Origin of the sequence: Ensifer adhaerens (genome assembly GCF_001270265.1) — a bacterium.
Lineage (GTDB): Bacteria > Pseudomonadota > Alphaproteobacteria > Rhizobiales > Rhizobiaceae > Ensifer > Ensifer adhaerens_B.
Window position 1 is genome coordinate 101,670 of sequence record NZ_LGAP01000011.1, and the last position, 12,658, is coordinate 114,327.

The following is a 12,658-nucleotide window of genomic DNA, read 5'->3' on the forward strand; positions in this document are numbered from 1 at the left end:
GCCTATCGGCGGCGGAGTTCGGTATTGGAGGAGTTCTCAAATGCTGATCAACGGAAAAGTCTTCATTGTCACCGGGGGCGGCTCGGGCCTTGGTGCCGGCGTTGCCCGCCTGCTGCACGGCCAGGGCGCTCGCGTCGTCCTTGCGGATATCAACGAAGACGCCGGACGGGCAATGGCCGAGGCGCTTGGACGCAACGCCCTTTTTGTCAAAACGGATGTCACCAGCGAGGCCGACGGCGCAGCCGCAGTCTCCGCGGCCGTCGATACGTTCGGCCATCTCCATGGGCTGGTGAATTGCGCCGGCATCGCGCCGGGCGAAAAGGTGCTTGGGCGCGAGGGCCCTCATAGGCTCGATAGCTTTGCCCGTGCGGTCGGCATCAACCTCATCGGTACGTTCAACATGGTTCGGCTGGCAGCGGCTGCGATGGAAAAGGAAGCGCCCGGCGAAGACGGCGAACGTGGCGTCATCATCAACACCGCCTCCGTCGCCGCCTTCGACGGCCAGGTCGGACAGGCCGCCTACTCCGCCTCGAAGGGCGGCGTCGTCGCCATGACGCTGCCGATTGCCCGCGAACTGGCGCGACACGGCATTCGCGTCGTCGCGATTGCACCGGGCATCTTCGAAACGCCGATGATGGCCGGCATGCCGCAGGAGGTTCAGGAATCGCTCGGCAAGAGCGTTCCCTTCCCTCAACGTCTCGGCAAGCCCGAGGAGTTTGCAGCCCTTGTCCAGCATATCTGCGAAAACCGGATGCTGAACGGCGAAGTCATCCGCCTTGACGGCGCGTTGCGAATGGGCGCGCGCTGAGATCTAACGCCCGGCCGGCCGCGCCCCTGCGCGATTCCTTGCCTGTGCGCGAGTTGCGAGCGTTACGGCGTCCCCACGGCGCCGTCGGCATTTCCCGGCAAACCGGCCGGGAAATCAAGCGCCTGGATGATCGCTTTGCGTCGCAGGCACAATGACATAGGCACAACGGCGCGCGCCGGCGAGAATATGTTCGGTGCGCTCGACCGTAACGTCTTGGCCCAAAATATCGCGGAAGATATTGATCTCCGCCCGGCAAAAGCCCTGGCAACTGGCCGCGGCGGCGCAGATCGGACAATGGTTCTCGACGAAGAGAAAGGTGCCGTCGCCGGCCTCCTCATATCCCGCCATATACCCTTCTGCCGTTCGCAAGTGAACGAGCTTTTCCACCCGGTCCCGCAGGCTTCCGGCGCCAGCGAGCGCCGCACGATAGCCGGCTCGCGTCTCCTCCTCGCGCGCGGCGATGATGCGATCGACCGCCGTATCCCCCAGCGTCTGGCGGATGGTGCGCAGCAGTTGGACTGTCAGCTCCGCATGGGTATCGGGAAACTCCGCATGGCCCGAAGCGGTCAGTCCCCAAAACTGCGAGGGACGCCCGACGCCGCGTGCCTCCGACCAGGAGTTTGCAAGGCCGTCCTGCGCAAGGCGCACCAGCTGCTGACGCACTGCCTCGCCGGTTATCGACAGGCGCTTGCCGAGCGCCGGCGCCGTCTGCGGCCCATGCAGCTTCAGCGCCAGCAGGATCCGTTCGGCCGGCGACCGGCCCTGGCTTTGATCCGGATTTAACAAGTGGTCGCTTGACATATTATTGCCCGGAGATTTACAAAGAATTGTCTTGTTAAATACACGCTTGATGGTTGTCGCACAAGACATTCGCTGCGTTCCATCCGGCTGAAGAGGATTTCACCCATGGCTTTCGAACTCCCCTCCCTCCCCTTTTCCATCGGCGCTTTGGCCGAAGGCGGCATGAGCGCCGAGACGCTGGAATTCCACCACGGCAAGCATCACCAGGCCTACGTCACCGCACTCAACGGCTTTGTCGAGAAGGATCAGGCGCTTGCCGGACTGTCGCTTGAAGAGATCATTGGCCACGCCAATGGCAAGGCCGAGCTGGCGCCGGTGTTCAACAATGCCGGGCAGCACTGGAACCACATCCTTTTCTGGAACAATCTTTCCCCCAAGGGCGGACGAATTCCGGACAGCCTGGAGAAGAAGATCGTCGAGGACTTCGGCAGCGTCGCGGCCTTCAAGGACGCGTTCAAGACGGCGGCCACCAGCCAGTTCGGTTCCGGTTGGGCTTGGCTCGTGCTCGACACCGGCGGCAAACTCAAGGTGACGAAAACCGCCAACGGCTCAAACCCGGTTGCCACCAACGAGGGTAAAGCTCTGCTCGGCCTCGATGTCTGGGAGCACAGCTACTACATCGACTACCGCAATCGCCGTCCCGATTATGTCAGCAACTTCCTCGACCGACTGGCGAACTACGAGTTCGCCGAGGCGGAGCTTAAGTCTGCCTGACACGCCTGCCGTGGCGCCGCGCCGCCGGCGCCACGACCATATCTCAGCCGGATTGCACCCATGACCAAGCTTGCCACCGTCGATATCACCGCCCATGCCGAGCGCGCCGTCCCCAGACCGCAGTTCGCCGACGCGATGGCACGACTGGCATCGACCGTCTGCGTCGTCAGCTCCGGTGTCGGCTCCGAATGCCTGGGTCGAACGGCGACGGCCGTCTTCTCGCTTTCCGCAAGCCCGCCATCGATCGTCGTCTCGATCAAGGCCGACAGCGCGCTGGCGGACACCATTTCCAGACATGGCGGTTTTTCGCTGGCGATGCTCGCCCAGGGACAGGAACTGGTCGCTGACGCTTTCGCCGGCAGGGTCGCGGCCGCCAGCCGCTATCTCGTCGGCGTATGGGCGGACTGGCCTTCCGGCCGGCCACGCCTTCTCGGTGCTGCCGCCGGGCTCGACTGCGTGCTCAGCGCCTCTATCCTTGTCGGTGACCACCGGCTCTTTGTCGGAACGATCATCGCTACCGAGACAGCCACCTATGCCGACCCATTGCTCTGGAGCGAGCGGCAATACCAGGCACTCGAGAGATCGCCGCCCTTTGCCGCTACATCAGGCGGGCATCCATTGCCATCGGGCACATCGTGCCCGACGATCTGAACGGTGCGAACGGACACCCATGCGGGGGCTGCCATGCGACAGGTGCTTGAAAAACTTCTGGACGACGGCCGTGACGATAAGCTGCTGCGCTTCACCCTCGGCAGCATCTGTCTGCAGGAGGCGGATGCCGAGACCGCACTTGTCCATCTCCAGCGCGCGATCGAACTCGATCCCACCTATTCGGCCGCCTGGAAACTGAGCGGGGCTGCACTGCTGAAACTCAATCGCATCGAAGAGGCACGGCGCATCTGGACCGAGGGACGATCGGTCGCCGAGAAAAAGGGCGACCTGCAGGTCGCACGCGAGATCACGGTTTTTCTCAAGCGGCTGGATAAACAATGCGTGGCTGCGAACAAGGGCTAGCCGTAGCGACCCCCTGACCGTCAGGCGGAGCCGAGCCGCCTGATGTTGCCGGCAAGTTCCGCGGCGAGGCGCAGGGCCGCCGCGGTTGCTCCTGCCATCTGCGGCATGATCAGCCATTCGAGAGTCCAAGCAGCACCAGAGCGCTCCTGCTCGTGCACCAGCGCATGGTGGACGCCGGAAAGCTGCGTCGCATTGAAACGCGCAAGCGCCACCAGAACCTCGGCAGCGACCGGATTCTGCTTGTGCGGCATCGCCGACGATCCGCCGCCGCCGGCAAGTTCAATTTCGTCACCCTGCTGCGCCATCAGCGCAACGTCCTGCCCGAATTTGCCGAGGCTGCCGGTGACAAGCGACAGCGCGTTGGCGAAATCGGCGACTTCCGAGCGCTGGCTGTGCCATTGCGGAAAATCGGCAAGCGCCAGTTCCTCGGCAAGCGTGGCGCGCACATCGTCCGCCTTGCTCTTCAGCTTGTCGAGCGTGCCCGCCGCACCGCCGAACTGGATCGCGAAGAGGTCGCGGTCCATCGCCTCGAGCCGGTCCTTGTGATCGAGCAGCGGCTCGATCCAGGTGCGCAGCCGATCGGAAACGGTGATCGGTATCGCCGCCTGCATGCGCGTGCGGCCCATCAGCATCCGCTCGCCCCATTGATCGTCACATCTCTCCAGCGCTGACACGACATCGCCAAGACGGGTGGCGAACAGTTCTGCAACAGCTTTCATGCGCAGCATCAGGCTCGTATCGATGACGTCCTGGCTGGTTGCGCCATAATGCACGTGTGCGGCGGCCTCGCCGCCGACGGCCGTCCGCAGCTGCCGAACGAGTTCGGGAACGACGACGCCGTCAGTGGCCATGGCCCGCCGGAGCGCTGCCACATCGGGAGAAAAGCCGCGGCAGGCCTCCGTGATGCGATCGGCGGCACTTTCCGGGATGACGCCGTGGATCGCCTCAGCGCGCGCCAGCGCCGCCTCGAAGGAGAGCATCGCGTGAATGTCGGCAGCAGTCGAAAACTCGGCAGCTACCGCCTCATCGCCCAGAAGGCCGGAGAGATAGGGATGATCGAAAGCGGAATAGGTCATAGTCCCCCCGATGGTTGTCGCGATGCCCGTTCGCGTTTAGACGGAATGCCACGTTCTGCTTCGAGACGTCCATGCACCAAGATGCAACGGATCAGCCTCTGCGTGACATTCCGGTTTCAGATGTCGAGGAAGACCGTTTCCTTCTCACCCTGCAGGTGAATGTCGAAGATATAATTAGGGGCGCTGCCGGTTGCGACAAGCGTTGCAACGCGATGGCGATGCTCGACGCGCAAAAGCAGCGGATCGGCGGCGTTCGCCTCCGCCTCGTCGGGGAAATACATCCGCGTGTGCAGGCCGATATTGATGCCGCGCGCAACGATCCAGAAAGTGATGTGCGGCGCCATCGGCCGGCCGTCCTTGAACGGGACACGACCCGGCTTGATCGTATCGAAACGAAAGACGCCGTCATCGGCGCCGGTCGGACACCGCCCCCAGCCGGAAAACGTCGGATCGGCAGCACCTCGCATTTCTGACGGGGAATTGTAGAGCCCCGCCGCATCTGCCTGCCAGATTTCCACCAGCGCATCTCTAAGCGGCGTTCCGGTGCCATCGAGCACGCGGCCGCTGACACTGATGCGTTCGCCGAGCGTGCGTTCGTTGAGCATCGTCGTGCCGAGGTCGGCGTCATAGACGCCGTCGATGCCGCAGAAATTCGGCGTGAGGCCGATATGCACATAGGGACCGGCGGTCTGCGACGCGGTTTCCTTGAGATAGCCGAGCGCCTGGACCATCAGTTGCCCTCCATGCGGTTTTCAAACATCGTCGAGCGGCGACCGCGCAGCACGATATCGAATTTGTAGGCCCGTGCGTCCATCGGGATGGTGTTTGCCCAATCGAGCGGCGCGATCAGTTGCTCGATCGCGCGGCGATCGGCGATCGTGTTGACGATCGGACACTTCCAGATCATCGGATCGCCCTCGAAATACATCTGGGTGATCAGCCGCTGCGCAAAGCCGTGGCCGAAAACCGAAAAGTGGATGTGGGCCGGACGCCAGTCGTTGACGCCGTTCTGCCAGGGATAGGGGCCGGGCTTGACCGTGCGGAAGGAATAAAAGCCTTCCTCGTCGGTGATCGTGCGGCCGCAGCCGCCAAAGTTCGGATCGAGCGCTGCGAGATAGCTTTCCTTCTTGTGGCGGTAGCGCCCGCCGGCATTGGCCTGCCAGAATTCGAGCAAAGCGCCGGGAACGGCCCGTCCACGCTCGTCGAGCACCCGTCCGTGAACGATGATGCGCTCTCCGATCGCGCTTTCGCCCGGCTTGGCGAAGTTGTGGATAAGATCGTTGTCGAGTTCGCCCAGCATCGAATGTCCGAACACCGGTCCGGTGATTTCGGAGATCGTGCCGTCGAGCGACAGCAGCGCCTTCTGCGGCGAACGCAGCACGGAGGTTTTGTAGCCTGGGGTCAGCGCCGGGGCATGCCAGTTTCTGTCACGGGGAAAGAAGGCGCCGGTTTCGGGCTTCCCGTTTGCTCTGTCGGACATCTGTTACTCCCGTCAGGCCGCCTTGCCGGCGTCCATCTCCGCAAAGACCTGCTTGACGATCTTGATCGCATGGTTGGCCGCCGGAACGCCGGCATAGATCGCCACATGCAGCAGCGCCTCGCAGATGTCGTCGCGGCTGGCACCGGTATTGGCGGTGGCACGCACATGCATGGCCACTTCCTCGTCCTGGCCAAGTGCGGCCAGAAGCGCGATCGTCACGATCGACCGCTCACGTTTCGTCCAGGTCGGGCGCGACCAGACGTGCCCCCAGGCGGCTTCGGTGATCAGGTCCTGGAACGGCCGGTCGAAATCGGTCGAGGCCGATTGCGCGCGGTCCACATGGTTGTCGCCAAGGACGGCCCGCCGTGTCGCCATACCCTGGCGGTAGCGGTCGGAGGGCGCGAAGGCATCACTCATGGCTCTTGTCTCCATGCATTGCAATTTCGAAGAAGGCGCGCAGCACCGCGGTCAGGGTTTCCGGGTTTTCGACGCAAGGGATGTGCCCCGCATCACGGATGACTTCGTAGCGTGCGCCGGGGATGAGGCGCGCGGTGGCAAGCACCACATCCGGCGGTGTCGAACCGTCCTGGTCGCCGACGACGCAAAGGACGGGCACCGCGATACGGGCCGCCGCCTCGGTATAATCGGCGTCGCGGATCGCGCCGCAGGTGGCGACATAGCCGGTGACCGGCTGACGGATCAGCATGTTTCTGTAGCCGGCAAGCGCGGTGTTCTCGGGCCTGCGAAAAGCCGGCGTGAACCAGCGCTCCAGCACACCGTCGGCGATCGCCTCGATGCCGTGCTCCTCGATGGCGGCAATGCGCGTCGCCCACATTTCCGGCGTGCCGATCTTGTGGGCGGTATCGCAGAGAACCAGCGCCCGCACGAGATCCGGGCGCCGTTGATAGAGCGACTGGGCGATCAATCCGCCGACCGAAAGACCGCAGATGATCGCCTGGCGGACCGAGAGCATGTCGAGAAGGCCGGCAAGGTCATTGGCGTGGTCCTCGATCGCGTAAGGGACAGGGCCGATATCGGAGAGACCGTGGCCGCGCTTGTCGTAGAGGACGATCGCGTATTCGCCGGCGAGACGCACGATGACATCCCGCCAGATGCGAAAGTCCGTGCCGAGCGAATTGGCAAAGACCAGCACCGGCCGCTCAGTCGTGGCGCCGATGACCTGATAGTGGATGGTGATGTCGTTGATGCGGGCAAACTGCACGGCACTTCTCCTCTGCAACCAAATTGTATGTTTAATCTGGTTAGGTAAAATGATATTTCACGGCATTCCATTAACTCAAGAGTTATGAATTCCATGAACGACGCCCGGGTCAAGTTTCGCCATCTGCAGACTTTTGTCGAGGTCGCAAGGCAGAAGAGCGTCATGAAGGCGGCAGAGCTTCTGCATGTCAGCCAGCCCGCCGTCACCAAGACGATCCGCGAGCTGGAAGAGGTTCTGGGGGTTGCCGTTTTCGAGCGCGAGGGACGCGGCATCAAGATCACCCGCTATGGCGAGGTCTTTCTTCGCCACGCCGGTGCGGCGCTGACCGCGCTTCGCCAGGGCCTCGATTCCGTCTCGCAGGAGCGCTCCGGCGATGGCGTGCCGGTGCGCATCGGCGCTTTGCCGACGGTCTCGACGCGGATCATGCCGCGGGCAATGTCGCTCTTCCTGGAGGAGGACACCGGCGCACGCATCAAGATCGTCACCGGCGAGAATGCCGTCCTTCTCGAACAGTTGCGGGTCGGAGACCTCGACCTCGTCGTCGGCCGGTTGGCGGCGCCGGAGAAGATGACCGGATTTTCCTTCGAGCATCTCTATTCCGAACAGGTGGTCTTTGCCGTGCGCGCAGGGCACCCGTTGCTTTCGGACGCGCAATCGGCCTTCGCCCGTCTCGGCGACTACCCGGTGCTGATGCCGACGCGAGCCTCCATCATTCGCCCCTTCGTCGAACATTTTCTGATCGCCAACGGCATACCGGGCCTGCCCAACCAGATCGAAACGGTTTCCGATGCCTTCGGCCGCGCTTTCGTGCGCACCAGCGACGCAATCTGGATCATTTCTGCGGGCGTCGTCGCCAGCGATATCGAGGATGGGACGCTTGCGGTCCTGCCGATCGACACCAGCGAAACCAAAGGCCCGGTCGGCCTGACGATGCGTGCCGACTCCGTTCCATCATTGCCGCTTTCCATCCTGATGCAGACCATTCGCGAGGCGGCATCGGACATCGCCCCGAAACCGTGACGGCGGTCCGGCAGTTCACACCCGCCGCCCTTTACAAAACATCCTCGTCAGCCGAGATTGCAGCCTCAATCATTTTGCTGAAACACGATGCCGATCGATCCAGTGCAGCTCGAAATCTTCGCCCGACACCACATTGCCGACATGCTGGACTGGTTCCCGACCGCCGCAGCGCTCACCCAATGGGGTGGGCCGGGACTTCGCTTTCCGCTCGACGCGACGCAGCTCGAGGAGATGCAGGCTTCGACCTTAGGCAACGAGCCGGCGCGATGGATGTTTGCCGGCATGGTCGATGGCAATCTTGCCGGTCACGCCCAGGTCGCACTTGACTGGGAAAATGGCGTCGGCCGTCTCGGCCGCGTGGCGATCAACCCACGGCTTCGCGGACTGGGCCTCGCCCACCCTTTTCTCCAGTGCGTTATAGAGCGTTTCTTCGCGGACCCCATCTTCGAGCGGCTGGAACTCAACGTCTATACGTTCAACACGGCTGCGATCCGTACCTATCTCAAGCTCGGCTTTATCGAGGAAGGTGTGCGGCGGTCTTCAGCGAGAGTTGGCGATGCCCGTTGGGACACTGCCATCTACGGCATGCTGCGCAGCGATCTCGCCGCGAAGGGCCTGCCTCAGAACGGCAGCCCGACGTAGTTTTCGGCAAGCGCCGTCGCGGCGGCACGCGAATGGGTGAGATAATCGAGTTCGGCCTCCTGGATCTTCTGGTCGAAATCGCCGGTATCAGGGAAACGGTGAAGCATGGTTGTCATCCACCAGGAAAAACGCACCGCCTTCCAAACCCTCGCCAAGGCATGCGCGGAATAGGCGTCGACACCGGCATTCGAACGGTCCTGATAGTGTTCCAGCAGCCCTTCGAAGAGGTAGTGCACGTCACTTGCCGCAAGATTCAAGCCTTTGGCGCCGGTGGGCGGCACGATATGGGCGGCGTCTCCGACCAGGAACAGCCGACCGAAGCGCATCGGCTCGGCAACGAAGGATCGGAGCGGCGCGATCGACTTTTCGAACGACGCCCCGGTCACCAATGCCTCGGCATGGTGTGCCGGCAGCCGTCGCCTGAGTTCGTCCCAGAAGCGCTGATCCGTCCAGTCCTCGATCTTTTCGTCGAGCGCGCACTGCAGGTAATATCGGCTGCGGGTCTGCGAACGCATCGAGCAAAGCGCAAACCCGCGCGGATGATTGGCATAGATCAGTTCGTGGCTGACTGGAGAGACGTCGGCGAGAATGCCAAGCCAGCCGAAGGGATAAACCTTTTCGAAGGTGCGGATCGCCTTTTCAGGAACCGACTTGCGGCTTATCCCGTGAAATCCGTCGCAACCGGCAATGAAATCGCAATCGATACGCTGGTTTATACCGTCCCGTTCATAGGTCACATAGGGGTTTTGCCCATCGAAATCATGCGGCTCGACATTTGCCGCCGCGTAGATCGACGGCGCGCCGGTGAGCGCGCGCTCTCCCATCAGGTCGCGCGTCAATTCCGTCTGGCCATAGACCATCACGCGCTTGCCGCCGGTCAGGCCGTGAAGGTCGATACGATGATCCCGACCATCGAAGGCCAACGAAAAGCCGTCGTGCGGCAGGCCTTCGGCATGCATGCGGGCGCCGGCCTTCGCACGGTCCATCAGGCCGACGGTTCCCTCCTCGAGCACGCCGGCCCGCACGCGGCCGAGAATGTAATCCTTGCTGACGCGATCAAGGATGACGTTGTCGATACCGGCACCGGTTAGCAATTGCCCGAGCAGAAGACCCGATGGGCCCGAACCGATGATGACGACCTGTGTGCGCATGCTTTCCTCCCGAAACTGGCTTTTGACAAAACTCTGCGCGGGAGCGCCATCCGGCTCAATGGACATTTCGGTCAAGAAATTGCACTAATCGAACATTGCCAATGGATGCACGTGATGAAAAGAGCGGTCCCGACCTACGAGCTTTATGGCGAAGAATCGCGAGAACGGCCCGCTTTCTGGTTGCATTGCGAAACGATCCCGTCGCGCAGCAGCCTGCACCATTGGGAGATCGGATTGCATCGGCATGAGAGTTTCTTTCAGATCTTGTACATTGCCGGCGGATCGGGAGATGCGGTGTTCGGCGATACCGTGCACCCCATTCGTCCACCGGTGATGATCACCGTGCCGCCGGCGACCAGCCATGGTTTCCGTTTCTCCCGTGATATCGACGGGTTCGTGTTCACCGTTCTCGCCTCGCATCTTAAGGTATCCCCCGGTGAGCGCAGCCGTCTCGGCGCCTGGATGGCGACGCCACGTCTTACCCGCCTCGACGGTAGTGACGACGGCCGCTATGTTGCGTTGACCCTTGCCAGGCTGGGTGCGGAATGGGAAGCCAACCGGAGCCACCGCACCGACCTGCTCGATGCCTACCTGACGTCGACGCTAACGCTGAGTGCTCGCCTCGGTGAAGCGCACCCCGTTAAGGACGATGCCGCCGCCACGGAAAACGAACGGCGCGTCGAACATTTCCTGAGCCTCGTCCAGCAACACCATCGCGCGCACAGACCAGCCGTGTTTTATGCCCGCGAACTTGGCCTTTCAGCCACCCATCTCAATCGCATCGCCCGCAGCGTCACCGGCCAGAGCGCCCATGAGATTATTGCGCGCAAGCTGACGGACGAAGCGCGACGCGAACTCGTCTTCACCCGTGGCAGCGTTCAGGAGATCAGCTTCCGGCTCGGCTTTGTCGATCCCGCCTACTTTTCCCGGTTCTTCCTCAGGCAAACCGGCATGACGCCCCGCGCCTGGCGGCTTGCAGAGCGGCAGAAACTGGGCGCCTGAGCGCTGACCGTATGGTGCGACCATCCCGGGGCACCGTCAAATGAGGCGGTCGCGCAAGACTTGCGTTACTGGGGGCACGGCGCCGCTGGCATGATCTCGCCGATGCGGAGAACCGCCATAAACAGCGGCGGCAGCAGCGGGTTAATATCCGCTCGGCACTTGTGTCGCCCGTTCAAAAATCGATCAAAATACGCAGCAGAAATCGCTTAAACGCTACCAAAATCGATTTCTCGCTGTATATAGCGCCCCGCAGCCCCAGGGGTCTTCATGCCTCCCAAGCGTCTCCCGAGCTGCCGCCGGTTCGTCCTTCGACGGTTCCCAAGCAACGTCCCCGGCGTCACCAACAACAGAAGGTTATCACATTGGCAGGTATCATCACCACCGGCGCTCAAGCCGCGGGCGCGGCTGCGCCCACGGAATCCGGCGCAACCGGTTACAAATTCGCCCTCTTCGCCCTGACGTCTCTCTTTTTCATGTGGGGCTTCATCACGTGTCTGAACGACATTCTCATACCGCACCTGAAGAATCTCTTTGCACTGAACTACACACAGTCGATGCTGGTTCAGTTCTGCTTCTTCGGCGCCTACTTCATCGTGTCCTTGCCTGCCGGCGCGCTGGTCAAACGCATCACCTATAAATGGGGCATCGTGCTTGGCCTGGTGATTGCGGCGATCGGCTGCGCGCTCTTCGTTCCAGCGGCGAGCTATCAACTCTATCCACTGTTCCTTGGCGCCTTGTTCGTGCTCGCATCCGGCATCACCTTGTTGCAGGTCGCGGCCAACCCTTACGTGACCGTCCTTGGCCCACCGGATACCGCCGCAAGCCGTCTGACCTTGACCCAGGCGTTCAACGCGCTCGGTACGACACTCGCGCCGATGTTCGGCGCATTGCTGATACTGTCGGCCGCGACCGTTGCCACGGCAGATGTCGCGCCTGAGCAACTCGGCGTGATACGGTTGGCGGAAGCAAATGCGGTCAAAGCGCCTTACATGCTGCTGGCCGCCGCCTTTCTGCTGCTTGCCGCCCTTTTCGCAGCCTTGAAGCTGCCAAGCGTCGACGTTCAGGACGAGATCGAGCCCATTACCGATGGTAAATCGGCTTGGCAGTATCGTCACCTGGTGCTCGGCGCAGTTGGCATCTTCCTCTATGTGGGCGCCGAAGTGAGTATCGGCAGCTTCCTCGTCAACTTCCTCAGCCAGCCTGACATCGCCGGTCTTTCCGAGGCCGAGGCCGCGCATTACGTGTCCTATTTCTGGGGCGGCGCCATGGTCGGTCGCTTTATCGGCGCGGTCGCCATGCGTTATGTCAACGACGGCAAAGCGCTCGCCCTCAACGCGGCGGCGGCAATTGCCCTGCTTTTGCTGACGGTCTTTTCAAATGGCGACATCGCAATGTGGTCGGTGCTGGCGATCGGGCTTTTCAACTCGATCATGTTCCCGACGATCTTCAGCCTCGCGCTTTACGGACTTGGAAAATACACCAGCCAAGGCTCCGGAATCCTGTGCCTGGCGATCGTCGGCGGCGCACTGCTCCCGCTGTTGCAAGGCGCCCTTGCCGACACGTTCGGCATTCACCTCGCCTTCCTGATGCCCGTAGCTTGTTATGCCTATATCGCCTTCTACGGACTGAGGGGACACAGGCCCACCTGACCTGAACGGGCAAAGACGCGTCGGCGCACTGACGGCGACGCGTCTTTGCCCCCATCTCTTCAATGCTCGGTGCCCGGCC

General features: G+C 62.3%; 15 protein-coding genes. 8 read left to right on the forward strand and 7 right to left on the reverse strand.

The window, feature by feature from the left end; translation table 11 throughout:
- Positions 1-40 precede the first annotated feature (40 nt).
- Positions 41-808: an SDR family NAD(P)-dependent oxidoreductase gene (locus tag AC244_RS17700; protein WP_053250139.1), complete on the forward strand. Its 768-nt coding sequence runs from the start codon at positions 41-43 to the stop codon at positions 806-808.
- Between the two features lie 114 nt (positions 809-922).
- Here AC244_RS17700 and AC244_RS17705 read toward each other — a convergent pair whose 3' ends face one another.
- A complete protein-coding gene (locus tag AC244_RS17705) occupies positions 923-1,609 on the reverse strand; it encodes a helix-turn-helix transcriptional regulator (protein ID WP_082366895.1) in 687 nt (228 codons plus the stop codon).
- A 105-nt stretch (positions 1,610-1,714) separates the two neighbouring features.
- Here AC244_RS17705 and AC244_RS17710 point away from each other — a divergent pair, with 105 nt between their 5' ends.
- The 3 genes from AC244_RS17710 to AC244_RS17720 are packed head-to-tail and all read left to right on the forward strand — an operon-like array spanning position 1,715 to position 3,337.
- Complete coding sequence (locus AC244_RS17710) at positions 1,715-2,323, forward strand: superoxide dismutase (protein ID WP_053250140.1); 609 nt, start codon at positions 1,715-1,717, stop codon at positions 2,321-2,323.
- A gap of 60 nt (positions 2,324-2,383) precedes the next feature.
- A complete protein-coding gene (locus tag AC244_RS17715) occupies positions 2,384-2,974 on the forward strand; it encodes a flavin reductase family protein (RefSeq protein WP_063934112.1) in 591 nt (196 codons plus the stop codon).
- Between the two features lie 33 nt (positions 2,975-3,007).
- Positions 3,008-3,337 carry a tetratricopeptide repeat protein gene (locus tag AC244_RS17720; protein WP_053250141.1) on the forward strand — a complete coding sequence of 110 codons (330 nt, stop codon included), beginning with the start codon at positions 3,008-3,010 and terminating at the stop codon, positions 3,335-3,337.
- A 20-nt stretch (positions 3,338-3,357) separates the two neighbouring features.
- Here AC244_RS17720 and AC244_RS17725 read toward each other — a convergent pair whose 3' ends face one another.
- The 5 genes from AC244_RS17725 to pcaD form a co-directional block, all read right to left on the reverse strand.
- Positions 3,358-4,413: a 3-carboxy-cis,cis-muconate cycloisomerase gene (locus tag AC244_RS17725; protein WP_053250142.1), complete on the reverse strand. Its 1,056-nt coding sequence runs from the start codon at positions 4,411-4,413 to the stop codon at positions 3,358-3,360.
- Between the two features lie 116 nt (positions 4,414-4,529).
- Positions 4,530-5,144, reverse strand: coding sequence for a protocatechuate 3,4-dioxygenase subunit alpha (pcaG, locus tag AC244_RS17730; protein WP_053250143.1), 615 nt, complete (start codon positions 5,142-5,144; stop codon positions 4,530-4,532).
- Positions 5,144-5,893 (reverse strand): protocatechuate 3,4-dioxygenase subunit beta, encoded by a 750-nt coding sequence (gene pcaH, locus AC244_RS17735; RefSeq protein ID WP_053250144.1) that lies wholly within the window; start codon positions 5,891-5,893, stop codon positions 5,144-5,146. The genes pcaG and pcaH overlap by 1 nt, the downstream gene beginning before the upstream one ends.
- A gap of 12 nt (positions 5,894-5,905) precedes the next feature.
- Positions 5,906-6,310 carry a 4-carboxymuconolactone decarboxylase gene (pcaC, locus tag AC244_RS17740; protein ID WP_053250145.1) on the reverse strand — a complete coding sequence of 135 codons (405 nt, stop codon included), beginning with the start codon at positions 6,308-6,310 and terminating at the stop codon, positions 5,906-5,908.
- Positions 6,303-7,115 carry a 3-oxoadipate enol-lactonase gene (gene pcaD / locus AC244_RS17745; protein WP_053250146.1) on the reverse strand — a complete coding sequence of 271 codons (813 nt, stop codon included), beginning with the start codon at positions 7,113-7,115 and terminating at the stop codon, positions 6,303-6,305. The genes pcaC and pcaD overlap by 8 nt, the downstream gene beginning before the upstream one ends.
- A gap of 93 nt (positions 7,116-7,208) precedes the next feature.
- On the opposite strand from pcaD, the gene pcaQ reads away from it, so the two are divergent.
- A complete protein-coding gene (gene pcaQ, locus AC244_RS17750; protein WP_053250212.1) occupies positions 7,209-8,135 on the forward strand; it encodes a pca operon transcription factor PcaQ in 927 nt (308 codons plus the stop codon).
- 87 nt (positions 8,136-8,222) lie between these two features.
- A complete protein-coding gene (locus AC244_RS17755; RefSeq protein ID WP_082366896.1) occupies positions 8,223-8,777 on the forward strand; it encodes a GNAT family N-acetyltransferase in 555 nt (184 codons plus the stop codon).
- Here the strand turns inward: AC244_RS17755 and pobA are convergent.
- Positions 8,756-9,928, reverse strand: a complete 1,173-nt coding sequence (gene pobA / locus AC244_RS17760) for a 4-hydroxybenzoate 3-monooxygenase (RefSeq protein WP_053250147.1) — start codon at positions 9,926-9,928, stop codon at positions 8,756-8,758. The genes AC244_RS17755 and pobA overlap by 22 nt on opposite strands.
- Positions 9,929-10,042: 114 nt before the next feature.
- Here pobA and AC244_RS17765 point away from each other — a divergent pair, with 114 nt between their 5' ends.
- Together AC244_RS17765 and AC244_RS17770 are read left to right on the forward strand one after the other, a co-directional pair.
- Positions 10,043-10,930, forward strand: a complete 888-nt coding sequence (locus tag AC244_RS17765; protein ID WP_053250214.1) for a helix-turn-helix domain-containing protein — start codon at positions 10,043-10,045, stop codon at positions 10,928-10,930.
- A gap of 374 nt (positions 10,931-11,304) precedes the next feature.
- Entirely contained in the window at positions 11,305-12,579 is a 1,275-nt protein-coding gene (locus AC244_RS17770) for a sugar MFS transporter (RefSeq protein WP_414735932.1), read from the forward strand.
- Positions 12,580-12,658: the final 79 nt, after the last annotated feature.